Annotated in this window: 19 protein-coding genes; 4 read left to right on the top strand and 15 right to left on the bottom strand. The window is 64.3% G+C overall.

Annotated features, from left to right (window positions below):
* Position 1: 1 nt before the first annotated feature.
* Complete coding sequence (locus E8P82_RS11715) at positions 2-334, top strand: helix-turn-helix domain-containing protein (protein WP_136455080.1); 333 nt, start codon at positions 2-4, stop codon at positions 332-334.
* 551 nt (positions 335-885) lie between these two features.
* The gene (locus E8P82_RS11710) at positions 886-1,788 is read left to right on the top strand and encodes a hypothetical protein (RefSeq protein ID WP_136455078.1); all 903 of its coding nucleotides are present in this window, start codon (positions 886-888) and stop codon (positions 1,786-1,788) included.
* A 93-nt stretch (positions 1,789-1,881) separates the two neighbouring features.
* On the opposite strand, the gene E8P82_RS11705 is transcribed toward E8P82_RS11710, so the two are convergent.
* Positions 1,882-4,236, bottom strand: a complete 2,355-nt coding sequence (locus E8P82_RS11705) for an AAA family ATPase (RefSeq protein WP_136455076.1) — start codon at positions 4,234-4,236, stop codon at positions 1,882-1,884.
* A 160-nt stretch (positions 4,237-4,396) separates the two neighbouring features.
* Positions 4,397-9,142, bottom strand: coding sequence for a MobF family relaxase (gene mobF, locus E8P82_RS11700; RefSeq protein WP_168796565.1), 4,746 nt, complete (start codon positions 9,140-9,142; stop codon positions 4,397-4,399).
* A 714-nt stretch (positions 9,143-9,856) separates the two neighbouring features.
* Here mobF and E8P82_RS11695 point away from each other — a divergent pair.
* A complete protein-coding gene (locus tag E8P82_RS11695) occupies positions 9,857-10,294 on the top strand; it encodes a hypothetical protein (protein ID WP_136455073.1) in 438 nt (145 codons plus the stop codon).
* Between the two features lie 276 nt (positions 10,295-10,570).
* Here E8P82_RS11695 and E8P82_RS11690 read toward each other — a convergent pair whose 3' ends face one another.
* The 12 genes from E8P82_RS11690 to E8P82_RS11635 all read right to left on the bottom strand — a co-directional run bounded on the left by E8P82_RS11690 (position 10,571) and on the right by E8P82_RS11635 (position 20,055).
* On the bottom strand, positions 10,571-12,082 hold the full coding sequence (locus E8P82_RS11690) for a ParB/RepB/Spo0J family partition protein (RefSeq protein ID WP_136455072.1): 1,512 nt from the start codon (positions 12,080-12,082) through the stop codon (positions 10,571-10,573).
* Positions 12,083-12,517: 435 nt separating this feature from the next.
* Positions 12,518-12,703, bottom strand: a complete 186-nt coding sequence (locus E8P82_RS11685) for a hypothetical protein (RefSeq protein WP_136455070.1) — start codon at positions 12,701-12,703, stop codon at positions 12,518-12,520.
* A gap of 10 nt (positions 12,704-12,713) precedes the next feature.
* The gene (locus E8P82_RS11680) at positions 12,714-12,947 is read right to left on the bottom strand and encodes a hypothetical protein (protein ID WP_136455069.1); all 234 of its coding nucleotides are present in this window, start codon (positions 12,945-12,947) and stop codon (positions 12,714-12,716) included.
* Positions 12,948-13,303: 356 nt separating this feature from the next.
* Positions 13,304-14,389: a DUF4192 domain-containing protein gene (locus E8P82_RS11675; protein ID WP_168796564.1), complete on the bottom strand. Its 1,086-nt coding sequence runs from the start codon at positions 14,387-14,389 to the stop codon at positions 13,304-13,306.
* A gap of 494 nt (positions 14,390-14,883) precedes the next feature.
* Positions 14,884-15,141 (bottom strand): ParB family protein, encoded by a 258-nt coding sequence (locus tag E8P82_RS11670; RefSeq protein ID WP_136455066.1) that lies wholly within the window; start codon positions 15,139-15,141, stop codon positions 14,884-14,886.
* Positions 15,138-15,566 carry a hypothetical protein gene (locus E8P82_RS11665; RefSeq protein WP_136455064.1) on the bottom strand — a complete coding sequence of 143 codons (429 nt, stop codon included), beginning with the start codon at positions 15,564-15,566 and terminating at the stop codon, positions 15,138-15,140. The genes E8P82_RS11670 and E8P82_RS11665 overlap by 4 nt, the downstream gene beginning before the upstream one ends.
* Before the next feature lie 64 nt (positions 15,567-15,630).
* The gene (locus E8P82_RS11660; RefSeq protein ID WP_246021308.1) at positions 15,631-16,197 is read right to left on the bottom strand and encodes a DNA-binding protein; all 567 of its coding nucleotides are present in this window, start codon (positions 16,195-16,197) and stop codon (positions 15,631-15,633) included.
* Between the two features lie 223 nt (positions 16,198-16,420).
* A complete protein-coding gene (locus E8P82_RS11655; protein ID WP_136455148.1) occupies positions 16,421-16,960 on the bottom strand; it encodes a single-stranded DNA-binding protein in 540 nt (179 codons plus the stop codon).
* A gap of 70 nt (positions 16,961-17,030) precedes the next feature.
* Positions 17,031-17,288, bottom strand: a complete 258-nt coding sequence (locus E8P82_RS11650; RefSeq protein WP_136455061.1) for a glutaredoxin family protein — start codon at positions 17,286-17,288, stop codon at positions 17,031-17,033.
* Positions 17,289-17,517: 229 nt separating this feature from the next.
* The gene (locus tag E8P82_RS11645) at positions 17,518-17,988 is read right to left on the bottom strand and encodes a hypothetical protein (protein ID WP_136455060.1); all 471 of its coding nucleotides are present in this window, start codon (positions 17,986-17,988) and stop codon (positions 17,518-17,520) included.
* Between the two features lie 526 nt (positions 17,989-18,514).
* Complete coding sequence (locus E8P82_RS11640; protein ID WP_246021307.1) at positions 18,515-19,459, bottom strand: oxygenase MpaB family protein; 945 nt, start codon at positions 19,457-19,459, stop codon at positions 18,515-18,517.
* Positions 19,460-19,569: 110 nt separating this feature from the next.
* Positions 19,570-20,055 (bottom strand): hypothetical protein, encoded by a 486-nt coding sequence (locus E8P82_RS11635; RefSeq protein WP_136455059.1) that lies wholly within the window; start codon positions 20,053-20,055, stop codon positions 19,570-19,572.
* 239 nt (positions 20,056-20,294) lie between these two features.
* On the opposite strand from E8P82_RS11635, the gene E8P82_RS11630 reads away from it, so the two are divergent.
* A complete protein-coding gene (locus E8P82_RS11630; protein ID WP_136455058.1) occupies positions 20,295-20,657 on the top strand; it encodes a hypothetical protein in 363 nt (120 codons plus the stop codon).
* A gap of 76 nt (positions 20,658-20,733) precedes the next feature.
* Here E8P82_RS11630 and E8P82_RS11625 read toward each other — a convergent pair whose 3' ends face one another.
* Positions 20,734-21,327 (bottom strand): recombinase family protein, encoded by a 594-nt coding sequence (locus E8P82_RS11625; RefSeq protein WP_136455057.1) that lies wholly within the window; start codon positions 21,325-21,327, stop codon positions 20,734-20,736.
* Positions 21,328-21,346 lie beyond the last annotated feature (19 nt).

Here is a 21,346-nt window from a genome sequence, read left to right as displayed (position 1 = left end):
CATGAGACGTCGAATCGAATACACCTGGCGACTACGCGAGCTGATGGCTGCGCGCGGAATGAACACCATCTCGGACCTGCTCCCCCACCTCGCAGACCGGGGCATCGAACTCTCCGCCTCGCAGATCTATCGTCTCGTCGGCTCCAAACCGGAACGAATGAACCTGACCCTGCTGGGCGCGCTCCTGGACACCCTCGACTGCAGCTTCGAAGAACTCTGCCCAACCACTATTGAGGCGGAGAGCTCGAGGACCACGAAGAAGGCCGTTGGAGACGGACCCTCCCCGGACGGCTCGATTCGACCGGCGCGCGCCCGGATCCGCCGACCGGAATGACCGGTCCGCGAACACCAGGTCGGCGCTGCTGCGTTCGCTGCGCGGCGACAGGGGTTAAGTTCGCGACAACCTGGCCAGAAGGGAGTATTTGCCGACGCTGCTACCAGCAGGCCACCCGACGCCACGGTATCTGCCCGGCCTGTCTCACCCAACGACTGCTACCCGGTCGCATCGGCGACGCGAACGTCTGCACGGATTGCGCCGGCATCCCGAAAGACTTTCACTGCAGTCGATGCGGACGCGAAGACGAACCCGTCCGCATCGGACTTTGCGCCCACTGCGCTCTAAACGACGACCTCACCGTTCTCCTCGACGACGGCACCGGCCAGATCGCTCCGGCGCTGCTCCCCCTCCACACCGCGCTCACCGAGCAGAGGCATGCTCGCAGCGCAACTATCTGGCTCATCACCAACCCGGACGCCACCGCGCTCCTGGGCGACCTCGCGAGAGGAACTCAACCGCTGGAGCACAGCACCTTCACCAGCCACCCACACCCGAGGAAAGTCGCCTTCCTGCATGAGCTGTTCATTGAGCATCAGCTGCTGGGCCCAATGAACCTCGACATCGAACGGTTCCAGACCTGGCTTACCGCCAAGCTCTCCTTCGCCCCCGAAACGGACGCGCGAATCATCACGCAATACGCACGCTGGGTCCACCTCAACCGGATGCACCGCCTCGCCGAAACCGGCATGCTGACCAAAGGGACGATCCTCTCCGCACGGCAGTCAACCACCGTCGCGCTCGGCTTCCTCGCCTTCCTCGCGGGCCGCGACAGCACCCTCGCACAATGCACACAGACCGACATCGATCAGTGGCTCGCCGACGGCCCCACCACCCACAGCTTGTCCCGCGGGTTCGTCCGCTGGGCCATCGAGCACCATCACGCACCGCACGTCGACTTCCCCTATCGGGTAGCGAAGACCGAACCCATCCTCAGCCAGCCGCAGCGCCTCGCGTCGATCCAGCTCGCCCTTGACGAACATACCGACCTCACTGACGCGGACCGCGCCGCCGCGGTGCTCTTCCTCGTCTTCGGACAACCGCTCACCCGCATCTCACGCATGACGCGCGACCAGATCGAACGCCGCCACAACGCCACGATCCTGCGCGTCACCGACGACGAGATCCTCGTACCATCGCCCTTCGACAACGTTCTGACACAACACCTCGAACGGCTTCCTCACCAGAACACGACCGCGCATCGCGGCGACCCGCGCTGGCTCTTCCCCGGCGCCCGCCCCGGACAGCCCATAAATCACAACACCCTCATGACGCGACTGCGAGACGCGGGCATCGAAATCCGCGCCGCTCACAACGCGGCTCTGCGCGCCCTCGTCCTCGACATTCCCGCAGCGATCGTCGCGAACACGCTCGGATACAGCTACCAGATCACCGACAAGCACCGCCGGAACTCAGGCGCCACCTTCATCGACTACATCAACCACCGCAGCTGACAGCTCAAATACGCCGGTCACCAACACGCAGGTCCAGCACTAATGTTGACGACTGATGCTGCTCCTACCTACATGTTCCGTCTCCTCGCTAGACTAAATAGTTGGCGAGTCCTGCACCTGGTGAACTGGTCCGTAAGTTAAGGCTTCTAGTCGCTGCTTAAAGGTTTCGTACTCGCTTACGGGAAGCGCGACATCACTATCGATCAGGAAATCGGCACGGATCAACCGCACATCGTCACGAATTTTTTCTGCCTCCGGGCTCGTGTCAGTGAGTTGTGCCAGAACGTCTTCCAAGAGAGTTTGGGCATCCCGTCGGGTTGCACTCGTCGGGTGGTCTTTTGAGAAGTTCTTTCTCAGCCGGTTCATAGTCTTGGAGGTACGCTCACGCGTGTTCTTACGCTCGGCCGCGCGTTTGGCTGCGTTGATCAAACCATAAAGCACCTCGAAGTTCGAGAGGGTCTGATCTCGGAGGGATTCGTTTCCTTGCTCCTGAATGACTTCAAGGACTGCTCGGGCGAAAGCGACCTTGTCCAATCGGATCTCGTGAGCAGCATCCTTGGTATGTTCCTTGGCCGCCATTTCCGCTGCCCTAAACACCTTTTGCCCCGTCGGAATGCTCAGCTCTGGCAGCGCTTGAATGAAAGTTTGCGCTTCCGAATTGGACAGGACCTCCCGGGCAACCTGCTTCAGCGCGAGTTCTGCTACTGCGGCCGGAATGAGGTCCTCGGTCTCCTGCAGAGAACTTACGTCGACCATGACCGTGTCGGGATCGATGCTTCCCACTTGGACGATAAATTCGTCATCGAGCAGTTTTCGATCGCGATAACCGCGCTTGAGTTCCGCGACGATCTTCTCCCCCTCCCCGTCACTGTCGAGGAGGACGGCCACGGCGGGCCTATCGACGTCGCGCCCGGTAGCTAGGTAAACCATGTACGGAATGTGCTCAGCACCTCCCGAAGGTACAAGACTCAATGAGTTCAAATCTAGACTCTCCCCCGGACGCCTCAGCCGCCGTGCTAGTGAGCTAAGTCCTGCAAGCAACACCTGATCGGCGGGTCCTTCGAGCATCAAATTGCAGTTGCTGATGAACGTAGTCTCAGCAACAAACGCCCCGAACGCGGAGCGGAGAGGTTCGTAGTGGTTCCGAGCGGCGTTACTCACGACACGAGTCCCCTCCTCCCCATCGCCCTTCTCCAGTACCCGAATCCGTTCCCCGTGGTTCTTATCGATCAGGAAAGGTGAGTGAGTAACGTACACCACCTGCACTGTTGGTACCGCAGTATCTTCAGGGCTGGCGAAAGAGTCGAAGATTCGTAGCAAATCCTGCTGCCCCAGCGTTGAGAGGTAGGCGTCCGGCTCGTCCATGAGCAGGATTTCCTGGCTGCCAGGATGCACATGTGAAAGGTATTGAACGAAGTAGGACAGAAAATAGCTCATGCCGCCTGAGCGCTCACTGAAAGAGTAGTCACTACCGGTGCGGTCTCGGACAGTGAAAACCAAGTCGAAGTCGCGCAAGGTGAGGTAAAGCGAGAACTCGGTGTCTTGGGTCCACCACTTCGGGAAGTTGAGGGCCTCGGCGAGCTGCGCATTCATTTTAGCGACTAGGCCGTTGGCGTATCCTTCCGATTGCCTGACTGCTTTGCGAAGTTCCTCGAATGCGGAGCGGTCGATACCGGCAACGTCTATAAGAAGATCTTCAGCCAAGCCAAGGCGAGCTGCTAGGTGCTCGTCACTCTCGCCGCTGGAGGCGGCGGCGAACGCCGCCGTTATCTTGGCTGAAGACTTAGCAATCCCTTCGGGAGAGAACCAGTCAAGGTTGTCCCGGACCCGTTCGTACCAAGCAAGCGTTTGCTTGCGCGGCTTACCGGTCTTGTTAACCCGAGTGTCGACCAAGTAGTCGATGGGCACGCTATCAGGTAGTGGAATACGGGCGTTGATCTCGAAGTAAGTAGGCAAAGCAATTCGCTTGATGTCGGCGGTCTTCAGGTCGTGCTCGGACCAGCTACCGCCATTTTGCACGTAGAGCGTCGTGCGCTTGTTGAACCGGAAGAAGCAGAATGAATCAACAGAAGCTTCGGTGCTCAGCCCGGCAATGGAACGGATAGTCGCCATCTCGTCACTTGTGAGGCCAGCGAACTCGCCACCAAACTCAGGCGTGGCCATGTCCTTGCCCACTGAGAAGAATGTCGAGTATCGGCAGAAATCCTTCCGCTCGATACCCTCACCGGTTAAAAGGCACTTGACCGCCGAAAGGGTCTGGCTCTTCCCAGATTCGTTGGCGCCAACCACAGTTGTGATGTCTGATTCCAGCGGAATACGAACAAAAGGGTAGAACTTGCCATCACTTAGGAGGTCCCATTTGTCTGCCTCCGCCTTCGGATGACTCTTGCGCAGGTAGTCGTAGTTGAACGACTTGTAGAAGCGAATGTAGAGCACCTTCAGATACATAGTCGTCCTAGCGCTGGCCGCGATCGTGGCTGTGAGAAATTTCTCCTTTCACAGTATTCGGAACTACTGACAATGCAAGGTGTGACACATGGCGTCAGGATGGCGCCGAGGGTTGCTTCTTCAAGCGGCGCTGCCGCAACCGCTAGCCAGTCCTACGAACCTACAGTGAGCGCCCGCCGTCTTTTTTCGCCTGATCTGCTCGACGGCTTGCTACGGCAGCATCATTCTTACTTGCCGCAGCCTGGTGCGCCTGCTGCTCGACGGCGGCCGCCTTCCTGCTCTCAATGAGCTCAGTTTGTCGCTGGCTGAATCCTCCACGACCATCGGTACGACGTGCAGCAGGACTGTTTTTCTCGCTCGCGGCTGTCTCCTTCTGGTTCTGGTCCTTCGTTACAGACGATGGTCCGCCTGCAGCGCCCTCAGCTGCCGCGCGGTGCCGGGCGATCGCGCGGGCCACGGCAGCCGACATCTCGTCACCCTGCGGCTGTACCGGCTCTTTCTGCACTGCATCCACGATGCGTGCTTCGCGCTGCTGGGATGTTGGTAGCGGATCGCTGGCAGCAGCACGTTCGGCCTGGAGGCGTCCGATAGCCCTGCGCGCAGCGGCCTGATTCGCGGTCATGCGGTCAGTAATCGCTGCTTCGTCGGCGCTCTGCTGCACCTGGGCGGCGCTGCGCGGCGGGACCTGCGTGAGGGCACTGTGCTTGTGCAGGGCCGTGGCACGTTCGACCAACCGTTGCGCGACAGGGTCGTCCTGGTACTGCTTCGGAATCATCGCCGTCTCGTGAGTACCGATGTTGTACCGATTCCTATACGCCTCGGTCTCGGCCGCGATGCCATGCCATTCGGCGGCCTTGGACTCCTTCGCCGGCACCGGTCCGAGCGCGGCCGCCCACGCCGGTTGTTCCTCGGCGAGCTGAGCTCCGCGGACGGCGACCCGCTGTCCGAGGTGTGCCCGGAGCCGGTCAAGTTCATCCCGGTACTCGACCGGTACCCGGGCGTCCTGCAGGAGAACGGACGGTGCGATGTCCTCGCTGATGGTGGATCGGCCGAACCCTCCCGTGCTCGTGTCGGTGGTGATTCTGATGCGGTCGGTGGACGCCGGCGTGCTGGTGCTGGGGATACCGGCCTCGCGTAGATGGCGTTCCTGGCGGATTGCCTCGACGATCGTGACCTGGTGGGCGCTGCGAGGATCCTCACCACGGGCGGTGCGTTCGATCGCTATCTGCGTCGGGGAGAGATCCTGGCGGCGCTCGAGCTCCAGAATCATGGTCTTCACCATCCACTGCTCTTTCCTCGTCGCAGCACTGAGTGAGGCAGTCGGATCGAGGGACTGCAACCGCTCCACAACGTTGTCGCGTGTCTCGGTGAGTCTGCTGGTGTGCAGGAGCGCGAACGGCCGGGCAGCCCATTCGGTGTCCATGGGAATCTCACCGGGCGTCCGGCGGAACTGACCGGCGGCAGCGCCCTCGGCGTGCTTCTCGGCCTGCTGCGCGAGGCGGTCGAGATGATCGTCGGTGAGGGCACCAAGCGGTCGCTGTCCGGTGTTCGCCCGGATCTGCTGCGCGGTGTCGATCCGATTCTCCACCCGGAAAGCGAGGACGGCGGTTGCGTCGTCGGCGCCTGCGAACCCTCGTTCCCGGTACGCCTGAGCGAGGACCGTGGACGCGTCCAGGCCCTCGTTCTTAGCCCGCCGCAGGTGCGTGGCCACGGCCCCCCATGATTCGTGCGAGGTGAACGCAGCGGCGGCTTCCGGCCCCATGACGTCCTGTGCGATGCCCCGGGTCTTCGCGGTCCATGCTGCTGCCTCGACCTCGTTGTAGACGCCGGCGAGGGTGGCGACGTCACCGGTGCGGACGGCTTCGGCGCGGACTGTTTCGTGGGCGGACAGGGTCCGGTCGTGGCTCGCGGTGATCGACGCGAGGACGCTGTCACGGGTGACGGTCTGGTCGTTGTCGTCGCCAAGAGCGACGTAGAGCTTGTTCGTCTCGCGTCCGCGGGTGGCGGCGACGTAGACGCCGGCGCGGTCGGTCCGCTCGTCGAGGATCGCGTGCGCGGTATCCACGGTGGCGCCCTGGGCGCGGTGCACGGTCGCGGCGTAGCCGAGCTGTCCGTGCTCGTTCAGGTAGTCGGCGTCGACGGTGATACGTCCCCTGTGGCCGGAGTGCCGAAGGGTTATACGCTGCCGGTCTTGTGTCTCCGGCTGTGCTGCTGCGTGGTCGGTGGTGGGGTTGGCGGTGACCTGTTCCACGGTCCAGACGTCGTTGTTCTTAACGAAGTCCTTGCCCTGGTTCAGCTGTAACGTCCGGTCGTTCCTGCGGGTGACGACGGTGTCGCCGGGGTAGGCGCGGAGCCCGTCCCGGAGGACCACGGACGGCGTCACCTCCGTGATCGGGCCTGCCCCGTCAGTAAGGTCACCGGTAGCGATGCGGGCCGCCTGGGCGCGGGCGTTGAGGTCGGTGACGGTGGCGTTGTCGGTGGCGATCATCAGCGACGTCTTGCCTGCTGCGGTGTCGGTCATCCACGCGGTGAAAGCGTCCTGGGTCATGGCTTCGGTCGTGCCGGCGGTGACGCGGTTGTTCTCGAGGTACCACTGGAAGGGGGTGTCAGCTCCGACGGTTGCCGGTTCCCGGAGGGCCAGCGATGCGTCTGCTTCACCGTCCGTGTGGAAGCGGTGGACCTCCTCCAGGCGAACCGCTCCGACCTCGTTGTTCAGCAGGCGCAGCGCGCCGCCGGAGCCTATGGCTCCGAGCTGCCGGTCATCACCGATCGCACGCACCACAGCACCGTTGCGGGCGGCGACCGCGACGACCTCGGCGAGTTTCGGGGTGGTGACCATCCCTGCCTCATCGACAATGATCACGTCACCGGCACCGAGAGCGAACGCGGACCCGCCATTGTCGTGGCCGTCCTTGGCCGTGGTGTTCTGCTGGCCCTGCTGGTTCCGGTGGGAGATGAGGAACGCGTCGATCGTCGTCGCGTCCGCCCCGATGTCCTTGGACATCACCGCTGCGGCCGCTGCGGTTGGTGCCAGTCCGATGACCTTCCCACCGCTGTCACGGACGGCGTCAGCGGCCAGAGACAGGCTCGTGGTCTTGCCCGCGCCGGCGGGTCCGATGCCGAGGGTCAGCAGCTTCTCGTCGGTCGCGAACGCGCGCGCGAGGTCGATCTGCCCCTGCGACAACACCGGCCCCCCACTGGCGGCGGTGGCTTCGACGTGCTGTGACAACAGGGTGTCAAAGCGTTCAGCTGCCACGGCCGGAATGACGATTCTCTGCCCTGCAGCCAGGACCCGGTGCTCGGCGTTCAACACCTCCTGCGACGTGAACAGCGCGACGTCGGCCTGCTGGAACTGACTGGTGCCATCGGCGCGCAGGAACTCGGCCAGCTTCGGGGTGATCGTGTCCGGGGTGACCTGGAGGCTGTGCGTTCGGGTGGCTTCCCGGGTGACGTTCTCCACGGTTTCGTCGGTGATGGTCTGTCCCGGGAAGGCTTCTTTGAGGTGCCTGCGGGTCTGGGCGATGACGTGGTTCCGTCCCCACACAGCTCGCTTCGCCGCCAGCTCGTGGACGACCAGGCGTGCGTGTTCGTGGACGTCGAGGTCATTGACCAGTGTACCTACGGCCGTTCCTGTGCTCGCGTTGCGGACGTGCTCGAGCAGGTCAGGTCCGACCGGCATGTTCGTGCTCGAGCTGTAGTCCTGTTGCCATCCCTCGACCAGCTCCGACAGCCGGCGGGCACTCTTCTTCTCCGGTCGTGTCTCCAGGGTCGCTTGCTGCGCGAGGGCGATCTTCTGCTTGTCGCTGGGCGCGTACCCATGCTTGTCAGCGAACTCGGCTTCGAGTCTGCCGATGGTTCCGGCGATGTCTGACCGTCGTGACGATGCCCGGTGGATGGTGTCCAGGTCGATGCCGGCGACCTCGTAGATAGGCTCTCCGCCTCCGGCTGTGCGGGCCACTGTGCTGACGCCGAGGGAGGCGCAGACTTTCTCGATGACCTTCGCGTTGTAGGTCTCGGACGCGGCGACGTTCATCTTGTAGAGGGTGCGCCCGTCGAGGGAGGACCACTTCCCGTCGACGCCTCGCACCTTATTGGCGATGACGACATGGTCGTGCAGCTGGGGATCCCCGGCGCGGGAGTCGTAGTGCCGGAACTGGGTAGCGACCAGCCCGCCGTCGACGTCGATCTGACGGACCCCGTTCTTCCCACGCCGCGTGTAGGTGGCGTTCTTCTCGAGGAAAGTGATCGTCTCGGCGATCGCTTCGTTGTGTGCGGTCTCGATGGCCTTCCGGGCTTCGTCGCCACCGAGTGCGCACAGCAGGGACACCGATTTGGCGGGCGAGAACACCAGGTCATACCCTGCGACGGTCTGCTTCGACGGCGTCGTTTGCGCGGTGACGTAGCGGGCAAGTTCTTCGTTGCTGCGGGCGTTCCGACCGTGTGACTCACGGAACAGCTCGCCACCGACGCGGAACCGAATCTCGTGCATGACCTCGGTCGGCAGAACCTTCTCGGCGTTCTCCGGGCCGCTCCACGCGGGTCCGCTGGTGCGCCGGAACCGGGCCACTTCCTCGTCGATCCGGCGGGTCATTTCTGTATTGGCAGCTCCGTACTGGTGGTACTTCTGACCCAGTTTGATCTGCGCGGTCGTGCCGCCGGCGGCAAGAATGCTCGCGGCTTCAGGGTGCAGGCCCTCACCGAAAAGGGCTTTCATCTGAGCTTCGCTGACCTCACCGGAGACGCTCAGCAGCTGTTCGGAGTGTCCGACCCACTGGCCCGGTGGCATGCCCTCAACGGTGTAGTAGTCGCCCAGCTCACGGTCGCCCGCGCGGAGCTCGTCGGCGCTGGCGACCTCGGAGGTGTAGTAGGCGTAACCATCCCCAGCACTGAGCTTATGGACGGTCATCACAGGCTCATTCTCGCGCAGAATCGGCGCGCGGTCGACCTCATTCATCAGGATGCATGAGGTGTGACGATTCTAAAAGGGTGGAAGAGGGGATGCGAGCGAGCGAGTCGTCCACGATTTCGCCAGGAATGTCCGTCACGGATGTGACGCGGTTGTGCACATGAGAATGGGCGGTGGATAACACGGTTTTCGTTGTCCACGGTCCGTTCGACTGTGTGCAAGCGTGCTCAGTGTTATCGGGTTGGGTGTGGGTGTGCACATGAGGGAAGGCGGTGGATAACACGCTTCACCGTTATCCAGGGGCTTCGCAATTGTGTGCAGGCACATGAGATGTTATCCACGGGTGGGCAGGGCAGAGACCCGGTGCACTCTCAGGGCTGTCCACGTGTGGATAACATCGCCGGCGACCACGAGCAAAACACCCACCAACCCTGATGTCGCGCGATGCTGCTGACCGGCGTCGGGCGTCGGTGAGGGTAGCTCGGTGACGGTGCCCAGGCCGGAGGCCGGCACCGGAACGACGAGCACCCGCCGGCGCCCGCAGCGTGAGCGGCGGGTGTCGGCGGCGCCGGCATCGGTGCGGTGTGCCCCGCTGTCGGGGCGCGGCGCGGTGGTCGGGAGTTGAGGGGCGCTGACCGTTAGGTTGGTGGTGGGATTTTTACCCGAAATGCAAGTCCCGACGTTGGGACGGATGAATGGAAGGGATCGAAGATCATGGCGGCACCACGGAAGTCGGCGCAGCAGCTCGCGGCACGTGAGAGAGCACGCGAGCAGGCCAAGGAGATCACCGATCGGCACGAGCGGTTGATCGACCTGGCGGCGGGGTTCTTCGAGCACGAGGAACGCGCCGAGCAGATCCGCGCCGAGGCGCGCGAGCGTGCCGACGCGATCTTGGCCAAAGCGGAGCAGGACGCCGAGGCGGCCGCGACCGGAGCCGGTGCGAAGGTTCAGGCGATGCTCGACACCGGCGAGAGTCGGGCGGCGGTTGCGGCCCGGCTCGGGCTCAGCCCCGCCGAGATGAGGCGGGCTCTTGAGGGTGCAGTCGTGAGCACTTCATCCGCGGATTCCGGGGACGCGGAGACTGCCTCACCGCTGGCGGGGACAGCGGATGAGATCGCGGAAGAGGTCTCTGCTGAGACGAAGGCCGCGTAGCGGGCGAAGCTCCAGCGGGCATGTGCGTGGTTCTTGTTCCGGGTTGTGTTGGTGTGTGGCGCGGCCGGGGTGCGCGTTCATGGTGCGCGGCACGGGGGCCGGGGTGGGCGTGAGTGCGAGGACGGCGGTTCGTCGCCGGCGACCACAGCTCGAGGTGCCCGTAGCGGCGGCGAACCGCCCCGCCCACCTTCGGTGAGCTGACCGCCCGATCCTCCCCCCGTGGCCGGGGCCGGTGGTGCAGGGCCGTCTATCTCCCTGCACCACCGGTGTCCGGGGCTACTCGGCGGCCGCGTACTCTTCCGCGATCATCCCCTCTTCCATTTCTCGGATGTCCTCGAAGGCTTCGGCTTCCTCCGCTTCGTCGGCGGGGTAGATGTCCTCGGTGTCGGCCTGCTCGGTGTCTGGTTCACTCGTGCCGTCCTCGGGCGCGTCCTCGGGGGCAGGAGCTTCTTCGGGTGCGGCTTCGGGTGCAACCTTGGGGGCTGGGTGAGTGATCAGGCGTTCCACGTCGCTGAGGTTGTATCCCCACGTGGCGAGCTGGGTCAGGTAGAACTTCGTGGAGGCCCCACCGTCGCGCCATGACTGGCGATAGGTGCCCTTCTCGAAACCGGCGAGAACCATGGCGAGGATATTCGTTTCATGCCGTGCGGTCGGGCGGCTGGCGATCTTCACCAGTTCCCGGCTCCCACCGAAACGAGTCTCCGTCGCCTTGCCGGTGAGCAGTTCGGCGGCGAAGTCGCTCTCGTCGTTCAGTCCCTTCGCCACGGTGTAGGAGTGGGAGGCCATGGCCTGCACGACGAACCGCAGCGCGTTCTTCGGCGCGGTCTTGGCTTTGAGCAGTCCCTTCACGAACTCGATGCGCACCACCTCAGCGGCGTCCCATGCCTTGTTGTTCTCGATCACGGTCCGGCGTTCGGCTTTCTCTTCCTCGGTCATCTTCCCGGCACGCGGCGCTCCGGGCTTGGTGAGCCCTGCTGCCTTCCAATCGGTGTTGACGTAAGCGGTCGCGACTCCTGAGTAGGTTGACCGGACGTAGGCGGCGTTCGCGTCCTCGGCCGTCAGCCGCTCCCCCGTGGCGGTGCGCAGGTCGGTGATGTCAGCAATCGGACCCTTGTAGTCGTAGTGCGTGAATGCTGAATCCTCGATGATCGCCAACCCTGCGGCTTCGGCCTCGGCCTTGGCTGCCGCTATCGCTGCCTCCCGCTTCCGGTCGTCGCGGAGGCGCTGGGCGGTGTGGTCGAAGCTCTGCGGGGCCTGCTTCGCAGCGGCTTCCAGCTTCTCGATTGCTTCGGTGTCTCCGGCGAATTCCTCGATCACTGCGGCCATGTCCAGCGTCATCCCTGCGGCGAGGAACGCGGTCGCGGTGTCGTCGGAACGGACTTTCAGGGCCGCGTCCACGACGGTCTTCTTCGCCCCGGTTTTGCGGGCGATCTGTGTTGCCGATACACCGAGCAGGGACAGCTGGTGGAAGGCTTCGGCCCGGTCGTTGTCCGTCAGTTCGCGGCGCTGGTCGTTCTCCACGATCTGCTTGGCGAGCCGGTCGGCTTCGGTGAGGGAATCGACCACGTACACCGGGATGGTATCGAGGTTGTTCTCCACAGCGGCGAGGGTACGCCGCTGCCCGTACAGGACGTGCACGGTGCCGTCCTCGATGCGGTGAGCAACGACGGGCTGAATGACTCCGTGCTCCTTGACGGAGGACAGGAACGCCTTGTCGAGCTGCGCTTCGGCGCGCACGTTCGCGTCGATGGTCAGGGTGGCGGGATTGATCTGTTCCAGAACAGACATGGGGTTGTGCTCCTTTGTTGTGGTGGCGTCGGGACCCTTGGTGACCAGCAGTGGATCCCTTCCCCGTGCGTTTTTTGCCTGCTGGCGAGCTCGCTCGCTCGTTCCCGACGGAGCACTGTCAACCCGTAGGGCAGGGCCGGTGAGAAATCTCGGAGGAAGTAAGCGACGTAGGAGCGCCGTAGAGGTTTCTGGCCGGTGCTGTCGGCGCAGCCGATTGACGGTGTGGAGCGGGGACGGATAATCCGAAGGACAGCAGCAAAAAACATCTGGACCCGGGCGCGACGAAGGAGTGACCGGGGCCATCACAGGCCGGAGCGAAGCGCAGGACCACAGCCCTGCTCGGAGCGCCAGCGCAGAGCAGGGAAACACTACAACCGCCAGCCGGCAACGGATCACAACACGCACGGAGCTGACTGCGTGGTGGGTTCTGGTTGGTCAGGCTTTATGTGCGTGGCGGGGGCAGTAGTAGCGGCCGACGTCGACGGTGATCATCCGGTACAGCCAGCCCTCGGGTAGGGGCCTGCTCTCATCGAGGATCTTCGTGGTGGCACGGCAGATCCAGCATTGAGCCAGGGCAGGGGTTCCCGGCGTCTGCGGTGCGCGTGGCGTTCGGGGTGCCACCGGGCCGGGGTTAGTCCTCGAAGAAGCGCTGAGCCGCTTCGGAGGGGCCGGCGACGTCGACGGGGCCGAAGCTGTGCCCGGTGGTCCCGTTCGTGGAGGGGTTGCCGGCCTCGAGTCGGTCCTCGAGGATGTCCTCGAGGCCGGGGGCCTGGAGTTCGGGTAGGTGCAGCTGCATGCTCGCCTCGAGGCCCGGGCTCATGGCCAGGAGTGGTGCGGGGTGTTCGATGAAGTCCACGGGTCCCATGATTATCTCTTCCTGGTTGATGGAGTGGGTTCACTGTACGTGCTGGTCCTGTCACTTCGCGGTGTATCGTCCTGCTTGCTCTCCTGCGTGTGCGCCTGCCTGCTCGGGGGCCGGCAGGCAGGTGTAGCTCGTGGCTGTGTGGTGTGGTCGCGTCAGCGTGTCTGGCGGCGGCCGGGGGAGCGTGCGGCGGAGGCCGCCGCCCGCTCACCTGGGCGAGAATGCGCGCTTACTTGCTCGTCTGTGCCTGTGTGTTCGTGCGCGTGTGTCTGTGTTCGGGGTGGGACGGCAGAGAGGGCCGGACTCCCGTGGGGGTGGGTGTCCGGCCCGGCCTGTGCTGCTAGGGGTGTCCTAGCGGGTTAGTGCTTGTTCCTCCAGTACGCGCCGTAGCTGGTGCGCTCGTTCATCGCTGTCAGTGGCACGCCTCCCCTGCGGATGAGTTCCTTCATCAGCCGTGCCAGCCGGTACTGCGAACTGATGTCGAGTGCCTTCTCCATGTAGGCGGTGGCGATGGAGGATGATCCTTGGTGCCAGGTGATCCAGCCCAGGAGCGTGAACAGCGGTGCCCGGTCCTCGGTCGGGGTGTAGGGCAGGAGATGCGCCAGCAGGGTCTGCATGGCTTCGACGCGGCTCCAGTCCGGGGTGCTCTCGTACCGTCCGGCGATGATCTGGAGGAATGCGCCGTGGTCGTCGGTGGTGCTGAGGATGTCCACGAGGATACGGTCACGGATCGCCGGGTTCTTCAGGTATGCCACCAACTCGCATGCCTCGGCCTCGGTGGGCGTGGTGCCCAGCGCCGACGACCACGCGGCGCGGGCTTCGCTCATGGCCGGGTGGGTGAAGTCCTGCGGGTCCAGCCGGTTCAGCCAGTACGCTGCATTCTCGATCGTGGTGTGCGCGGTGTCGCTGCCGATGAACGCCGGGTCGATCAGGGACCGGGCCGGGTCCTCATCCACGGTGTGCCCGGTAACGACCATGTGCGCGTTCAGGGCACTGTCGCGGATCTCTTCGTGCTGCTGCAGGATGCAGCACCCTTCTTCTTCGCAGAAGAACGGCATCCAGCCGAGATTGGTGATCAGCCAGCCGCCGCGTACCTGCCAGCCTGCGCGTTCCATCTCGGTTTCGAGGGCCTGCACATGGGCCATGTAGGGCTTGGCGTAGTGGTTGGTGCCGGTCTTGGCTGCGTCGGCTACCTCGTCGGTGTAGACGAAGATCAGGGCGCCGTCGGCGGCGGTGTCGGCGAGGATGTAGTCCATGATGCCCTGCGCGTAGTCGGCCGGGGTGGCGGTCTCGGCCGGGAGGTCCACCCGGAGGCTCAGGGAAAGCTGCTTCCCGCGCATGGTGATAACGGCGAGGGACTCGCGCGGCTGGAAGCCGAGCGTGCGCGGGACGTAGGCGAGGATGTCAGCGGTGGTCGTGACCTTGAAAGGCTGGTTCTCGTTCATGGTTGTGCTCCTTTGTTGTGGTGGCGTCGGGACCCTTGGTGACCAGCAGTGGATCCCTTCCCCGTGCGTTTTTTGCCTGCTGGCGAGCTCGCTCGCTCGTTCCCGACGGAGCACTGTCAACCCGTAGGGCAGGGCCGGTGAGAAATCTCGGAGGAAGTAAGCGACGTAGGAGCGCCGTAGAGGTTTCTGGCCGGTGCTGTCGGCGCAGCCGATTGACGGTGTGGAGCGGGGACGGATAATCCGAAGGACAGCAGCAAAAAACATCTGGACCCGGGCGCGACGAAGGAGTGACCGGGGCCATCACAGGCCGGAGCGAAGCGCAGGACCACAGCCCTGCTCGGAGCGCCAGCGCAGAGCAGGGAAACACTACAAGGTAAGACACCCACAGGCGCCGACCCGGGCGGAACCGGTGGCTTAAATGGTGGAAGCGGGAGCTGCACCACCAGCTCCCGCTTCCGTACTGCTGTCTTGCACTTTCCCACAACAAGGGAAATCTATGGGGCCCGGTTCTTCTCTTCTGCGAGAGTCCGTCGGCCTGGGCGCAGCTCCCCCGGTGGTACCGGGTCCCACTGCCTGCCCTGGTTGTGCTTGCGCTGCAAGCGCTTCACTTCACGCAGCACAGCCGCCTCGATCAAGTCTGTCACAGACCGGTGGCCCTCTGCCTGCCCTGTGGCCAGGAACGCGGCCCTGACCTGGTCCGCGTCGGCCTGGGTGAAGTACGGCGTGAACGACGCCGGTTTCCGCTTACTCATCCCCTACCGCCAGACACACCATCACCGCCACCACTGCCGGCACTGGAGGCACTACTGGCCTCCGCCGGCTGTGCGGGGCGTTCAATGTACCGGACCCGTGAGCTGGCCTGCTGCGCCCGGTGCAGGGCGCCGACCACGGCCTGGGCGGCTGTTGCCGCGGCGGCGAGCTCGGCCGCGGTCTCCCCCAGCGCCCGGGCGCTCTCCTGGTCCCCGGCCTCATACTCTTCACCTGGGCGTGCAGCGGTGTGCCAGTCGTGCAAGCGCTTCAATGCTTGCACGATGTGCTCGTGCGCGCCGTGGAGTTCCCGGATCGCCTCGGTGCTCTGGGTCGGGTCGGTGTGATGTCTGGCTGAGGTCTCCAGCTCCCGGGCGGCCGCAGCGAACACCAGGGATGCCTTGTAGTGATCATTCGAGATGTGGGTCATGGTTGCTCCTGACGGTTGCCTTGGCCCTGCTCTTTGTGGAGGTTCTGCGCGTTCACACTATGGGTTACTGGCGTGGTTGTTGTGCCGTGTTCTCCGGGGTGATGCGTTGGATCAGGGCGTCGTGGGCGTGCTGCAGGGTCTCGGCGCGTGTCTGGGCTGCGGCGAGGTCACGGGTGAGGGTGCTGATCTCGGCGTTAGAGGTAGCGGCTGCTTCCTCTGCCTGGGTTGCCCTGGACTCAGCGGCGCCGGCTCGATCGGTGGCTGCTACGAGCTCGGCCCGCAATCCCGCGGTCTCGGTGGTGTGCTCGGTGGTGACCTTGTCCAGGTCCGCGACGAGTTCGGCCAGTTCGGTGTCCTTGTCCTGGCTGTCCCTGGCCCATTGGGCTTCCACGGCGGCGTGCTGCTCCGTGGCCAGGGCCACGGCGTCGGCCCAGACAGAGCCGGCCAGTCTCGCGGCCTGTTCCAGCACTGCCTGCGGCGTGGCCACGATGCGCGAACCCGCGGCTGCTTTCTCCTCACGCCACTCCCTCAGGTACCGGGTCGCGTCCGCGTTGCTGACCCCGGCGGCTTCCCGAACACTGGAGACCGTCGGATTGCGTTCGGCACTGATCGTCTCCGCCGCTGCATACACCCGCTCCTTCACCGGAGCCCCCGCGTCAACAGGACCAACCCCCGCTGATGGTCCGGTAGGAACAAGCTCTTCAGTCATTGATGACCCCTAAAGCCGTAGTAGTAGTAATAGTACTAGTAATACTACTACGCTTGTAGTTTGTGTGTTCCACGATCCTGGTGTGGGGCCCGCAGGTGGCCGCCCTTCTGGGGCGGCCACGCGTGACGCCGTGGATGCGCAGTGTTTAGAACGGTGGTTCGGTGTCGGGGCCGTTGCCCCACCCGCCGGCGTTGGTCCCGGTGTTCGCTGGGGCTGCCCAGGGATCATCGGCAGGCTGCTGTGACTGCCATGCCTGGTCCCGGGACTGGCCGCCCCCGCCCTGGTTGTTCCCTCCCCCGGTGCCGCTGGCGTTGTTGTTGCGCTGGGTGCGGGTGACTTTCGCGGATGCGTAGCGCAGGCTCGGTCCGACCTCGTCGACCTCGAGTTCCATGACGGTGCGCTTCTCGCCTTCCTTGGTGTCGTAGCTGCGGGACTTCAGCCGGCCCTGGGCGACGACGCGGGTGCCCTTGGTGAGGGTCTCGGCGATATTCTCGGCCGCCTCACGCCAGATCGAGGCGCGCAGGAACAGGGTGTCTCCGTCCTTCCAGTCATTGGCCTGCCGGTCGAAGGTCCGCGGGGTGGAGGCGATCGTGAAGTTCGCGACCGCTGCCCCGGAGGGGGTGAAGCGGAGTTCGGGATCCGCGGTGAGGTTCCCGACGACGGTGATGATGGTGTCTCCGGCCATGATGCTCAACTGCCTTCTCTATGGGTGCGCTGCTGCCAGCGATGAGTGAATGAGTAGATGAGTGAGTGGGCTATGGCGTGGTGTCGAGGGCGATGACCTGGGCGATCTTGGCCGGGTTCAGTCCGGACCAGTGGTCTTCGCTGCCGTCCTTCTCGTACACCACGACCGGCGCCTGGCTGTACCCGAGTTCCTCGGTGATATAGGTCAGGGCCTGGTCATCGGTGGTGATGTCCACGGCCACGAACTCGACGCCAGCGGCGTCGAACAGTTCCTTGGTCTTCTTGCATCCGAAGCATCCCGTTGGCTTCTCGAAGACGGTGACGGTCATAGCTCTCAGTCCTTGGGTTACGTGGCGGGTTCTAGTGGGAGTCGACTGCTGCGCTGCTACTAACAATTCTAGCTTTTATTCATCTGAATAAACAGGCTTCTACCGCGTCTATTCAATGTTTCTTAGTGCTGTTTCCTGCTCTTCTACGGCTGTTCTGGCAGGTGGTGGGGCGTGTGCCCTACCCGTGTAAGGGACAGGGCACACACGGCCACCGGTGCCGGCCTGCCAGCTAGAAGGGTGCGCCGTCTGCTCGTGGCGTGTCCTTGACCGGTGCCGGTGCCTGGTAGGGCACCGTGTACTCGGCGGGAAGCTCTCCGGCGGTCGCTGGGAGCTTTTCCGGTCCCTGGCTCTGACCGTCCTTCCAGAAGAAGAACGCCGTCTCGGTGATCTCCGCGTGCAATGCGGCCTCGCAGCGGAACCACAGAGCGTAGGTGCGACCCTGTGCGTAGCTGCCGTACCCATAGAGGGTGCCGCGCTCATCCTCGTGAACGGCGGTAGCGACCATCATCGAGTACAAGTTTCCGAGCGGGTGCCCTTCGGTCCCCCACCGGGTGACGACGGTCCACGGTGTGCCGTCCAGGCAACGGAACCATTCGTATCCGTCGTCCTCAGTCTGCCAATTATCGGGTCCCCAGTAGGACGGCAGGGTCGGGGCGTCCACGGCCTCGCCGGTATCGGTGGTGATGTAGTCAGCGTTCATGATCGGTGCTCCTTCGGTCACGAGGTGGGGTGAGGGCCTGTGGTGAGCCAGCTGGTACTTGCCCTTCCCCTCATGTTTTTTGCCTGCTGGCGAGCTCGCTCGCTCGCTCCCGACGGAGCAGTGCTCAACGCCGTAGGTGCAAGGGTGCGCCCTTTCTGGGAGGAAATAAGCGAGGCAGGAGCGCCGGACAGGATGGGTGTGCCCGCTGCCGGCGGAGCCGGTTGACGCTGTGGAGCGGGGGCGCACAATCCGTAGGACAGCAGCAAAAACGTCAGGGTCGGGTGCGACGAAGGAGCGCCCGGACCTCATCAGGCCGGAGCGAAGCGCAGGACCATTGCCCTGCTCGGAGCCCTGGCGGAGAACAGGGAAGCACTACAGGCAAGACAACGACGGCCGCCGACCGGGAACCCCAGCAACGATGAAGGGCCGGCACCCATCGGTACCGCCTCTTACTCAAATACTCATTCACTCATCGGCGTCGGCCACGCGTAGTGAGCGTGGTCGGGGCAGTAGCAGCGACCGAGGTTTAGTCGAGCCAGTCCGGGGGGCCGGCGAGGCCGAGCCGGTAGCGCGCCGCATCCACGGAGGGGCTATGTGGTCCGAGGGCCAGCTGGAAGGTCCGCAACTGCAGTCGGGTGCGCTGCAACCGGAGGCGGTTTGCGAGTGAGCGGTCGCCGCGGCCGGGCACCCCGGCGAGGGGAGCCACGGACGGAGAGATGACCAACGCTCCGGCGCTTGCGATGCCGCTGTAGAAGATCCGCTCGGCCCGGTTCAGTCCGTCCGGTGCGGAGAGGAACGTCAGGAGCTCGGCGGGGACGGGTTCCAGGTCAGGCTCAAGCGCGCGCAGTGCCTCGGCGAGTTCCTGGCGGTTGAGCGGGAGGTCTTCGGCTCCGAGGGTCCGGGCGCTGCGGGACCAGTCGGCGACGTAGGTATCAGCCCAGTTGCGGCCGAACCGTGGGGCAAGGTCGTGGCCGACGGCCTCGTGGGCTCCGAGGAAGGCATCGGTGAAGGCCAGGTGCACCCAGCGCAGCAGTGCGGGGTCGGAGGCGGAGTAGGCGCGGCCGTCCTCGGTGGTGCCTTGGACCCGCCCGTGCATGCGGCGGACCCGTGACGAGTCCCGCTCGGCGAGTTCCGCGGAGCCGAAGGTGGTAATGGTGAGCCAGCGCGCGGTCCCGGCGAGGCGGGCCCAGGGGTCGCTGCGGTAGGAGGAGTGCCGTGCGACCCCGGCCATGGCGAGGGGGTGTGCGCCTTGGCCGAGGAGGGCCGCGACGCCGCCGACCAGAGTGGAAAGGCCGCCGTGGACCTGCCAGACGACGCCATCGGGTTCGAACAAGCCTGGTCCCTCCCCTACCAGGGCGATGTCGCGGACCCAGTCAGGTGCCCCGGTGGGGTCACCGGAGACCCGGGCGCGGAAGGCGCTGCGGACGCGGTGGCCCAGCTCGGCGGGGCGCGGGATCGAGCTCACAGGCATGATGCTCCAACGACGGTAGGTCGGGTACGACGGACACCCAAGGACAGGACTCCACTACGAAGCGTAGAACACTGCCCTGACACGCCGATGACTGCGGCGCCCTCGCATTGTCAGAAAAGGGTCGGCGCTTCGGGGTCGATGCCAGTGAGCAAGGGCCGGATGATCGTTTCGTTCCATCCGTGCTCGAGGAGGGCTGTGCGCAGTGTGAGGGACTGGGCGCGGAACTGGGCGCGGCCGACGCCGCGCCACCGGAAGGTCGAAGCGTTGGCGTGCCGGCCTTTCCGGGACCTGTCCAGCATGTTCAGCGCCTGGGTCCCTGGTACCAGATGCGTGTCTGGCCCTGTGCTGGCGTGGACACACAAAGGCACATCACACGCGTGCAACAAGATGATGCCCGGGTGCAGGGTCTGCCCGGTGAGCTTTTCGTAGGCATAGCGTTGCGGGCGCAAAGCCCGCTGACCTCCCTCGCGGGTGACCCAGAACCGGCCGTACCCGTCGTCGGCGATCGCCCCGATCCAAACCCAGCAATCATTGGGCTCCGGGCCTTTGACGACCTTCTCCCAGAACCGGTCCTCTACTGCCCTGGACTGCCTCACTACCCGCTCCCCTACCACGACGTCACCGGACCGGACCAAGCCGCCGGCGCTGCGAGATCGGTCTGCGCCCTTCCATGCGCACAGTCCCGGCAATGATCAGGACAGCAGCGGCGGCGACCCCTTCTCCACGATCTTAATCAGATGGTTGGACTATAGTTCTTGGCTTGACAAGCCAAGAAGCGGAAGATTGAGCTACTGGGGAAAGTGGTTTCAGGTGCAATCAACCGAAGGAAATTGCCATGTCAATCGAACTCCCAGAAACAAAAATTGTCCTCGGCTCAGGCCGTCGAGGCCGGATGCGACCCATGGTTCAAAGGATCGTGCTCGACACCGGCGAAATCGTCACAGTGCAGGGGAACCTCAAAACAAAGCCCGTGGTAGGAGACGGAGACGAACGACCTCCGAGCAACGAAGACCAGCCTCCAGGCCAGGTGGCTTCGATAAGCCTCAAGGACGTCGTCGACCTGGCAATCTCGGTGTACGACAAGATCGTGGGTGGCGACGATGACGGCGGGGGCGGCGGGGGAAGCACGTCGGATGACACAGTCACCGTCACCGTCAGTGGAGCCGGTGGTCGCAGGTTAACAGTCACGATCAACTAGCTACCGGCAAGGGTTCGGGACGGGTACCAGCATCACCGTGGCGAGCTCGCATTTTTGCTGGTCATGTCGAAAGGGCTCAGCCCTCATGGCTTTGACCAGCATGGGTTTGCTGGTGCCTGTACAGGGTTGCGCGGCTCCAGCCGACGAGGTGCGCGGCTTCTGCTGCGGTCTTTCCCTTCTTGCGGGCGTCGGTAACGACGTCGAGCTTCGCGGCGATGACCTTCGGGTTCGATGGTGGCCGGCCGAAGCGGGTCCCGTTCTCTCTGGCCGCAACGAGGCCGGCATTGACGCGCTCGACGATGAGTTCACGCTCGTACTCCGCCAAGGTGGCCATCATGTTCAGCATCAGCCGTCCCGTCGAGGTTTCCGGATCGATGCCATCCGAGAGGGACCGGACCAGGACCCCCCGCTCGCGCAGCAGGTTCACCGTGTTCAGCACATCCATGAGGGACCGACCCAACCGGTCGACGCGCCACACCACCACGGTGTCCCCTTCGTTGGCGTACTCGAGGAGCTTCTTCATTCCGGGCCGCTCCACCGCGGTCCTGCTACCCGAAGTGACATCAGCGAAAACATCGCGCTTTTGCACCCCGGAGGCGACGAGAGCGTCGAGCTGCAGCTTCGCATCCTGGGCCGATGTACTCACACGGGTGTATCCAAGCTGCCTCATTCCAACAGTCTGCCTCACA

The organism is Arthrobacter echini (assembly GCF_004803505.1).
Classification (GTDB): domain Bacteria; phylum Actinomycetota; class Actinomycetes; order Actinomycetales; family Micrococcaceae; genus Arthrobacter_D; species Arthrobacter_D echini.
The sequence above is the reverse complement of the archived record's forward strand: the minus strand, read 5'-3'. Positions and strand labels throughout refer to the sequence as shown.

What these genes read in the sequence shown, in the direction of transcription:
- E8P82_RS11715 (WP_136455080.1), top strand. Translation starts at nt 2, where the DNA reads ATGAGACGTCGAATCGAATACACCTGGCGACTACGCGAGCTGATGGCT.
- E8P82_RS11710 (WP_136455078.1), top strand. Translation starts at nt 886, where the DNA reads ATGAACCTCGACATCGAACGGTTCCAGACCTGGCTTACCGCCAAGCTC.
- E8P82_RS11705 (WP_136455076.1), bottom strand. Translation starts at nt 4,236, where the DNA reads ATGTATCTGAAGGTGCTCTACATTCGCTTCTACAAGTCGTTCAACTAC.
- mobF (WP_168796565.1), bottom strand. Translation starts at nt 9,142, where the DNA reads ATGACCGTCCATAAGCTCAGTGCTGGGGATGGTTACGCCTACTACACC.
- E8P82_RS11695 (WP_136455073.1), top strand. Translation starts at nt 9,857, where the DNA reads ATGGCGGCACCACGGAAGTCGGCGCAGCAGCTCGCGGCACGTGAGAGA.
- E8P82_RS11690 (WP_136455072.1), bottom strand. Translation starts at nt 12,082, where the DNA reads ATGTCTGTTCTGGAACAGATCAATCCCGCCACCCTGACCATCGACGCG.
- E8P82_RS11680 (WP_136455069.1), bottom strand. Translation starts at nt 12,947, where the DNA reads ATGGGACCCGTGGACTTCATCGAACACCCCGCACCACTCCTGGCCATG.
- E8P82_RS11675 (WP_168796564.1), bottom strand. Translation starts at nt 14,389, where the DNA reads ATGAACGAGAACCAGCCTTTCAAGGTCACGACCACCGCTGACATCCTC.
- E8P82_RS11670 (WP_136455066.1), bottom strand. Translation starts at nt 15,141, where the DNA reads ATGAGTAAGCGGAAACCGGCGTCGTTCACGCCGTACTTCACCCAGGCC.
- E8P82_RS11665 (WP_136455064.1), bottom strand. Translation starts at nt 15,566, where the DNA reads ATGACCCACATCTCGAATGATCACTACAAGGCATCCCTGGTGTTCGCT.
- E8P82_RS11655 (WP_136455148.1), bottom strand. Translation starts at nt 16,960, where the DNA reads ATGGCCGGAGACACCATCATCACCGTCGTCGGGAACCTCACCGCGGAT.
- E8P82_RS11650 (WP_136455061.1), bottom strand. Translation starts at nt 17,288, where the DNA reads ATGACCGTCACCGTCTTCGAGAAGCCAACGGGATGCTTCGGATGCAAG.
- E8P82_RS11645 (WP_136455060.1), bottom strand. Translation starts at nt 17,988, where the DNA reads ATGAACGCTGACTACATCACCACCGATACCGGCGAGGCCGTGGACGCC.
- E8P82_RS11640 (WP_246021307.1), bottom strand. Translation starts at nt 19,459, where the DNA reads ATGCCTGTGAGCTCGATCCCGCGCCCCGCCGAGCTGGGCCACCGCGTC.
- E8P82_RS11630 (WP_136455058.1), top strand. Translation starts at nt 20,295, where the DNA reads ATGTCAATCGAACTCCCAGAAACAAAAATTGTCCTCGGCTCAGGCCGT.
- E8P82_RS11625 (WP_136455057.1), bottom strand. Translation starts at nt 21,327, where the DNA reads ATGAGGCAGCTTGGATACACCCGTGTGAGTACATCGGCCCAGGATGCG.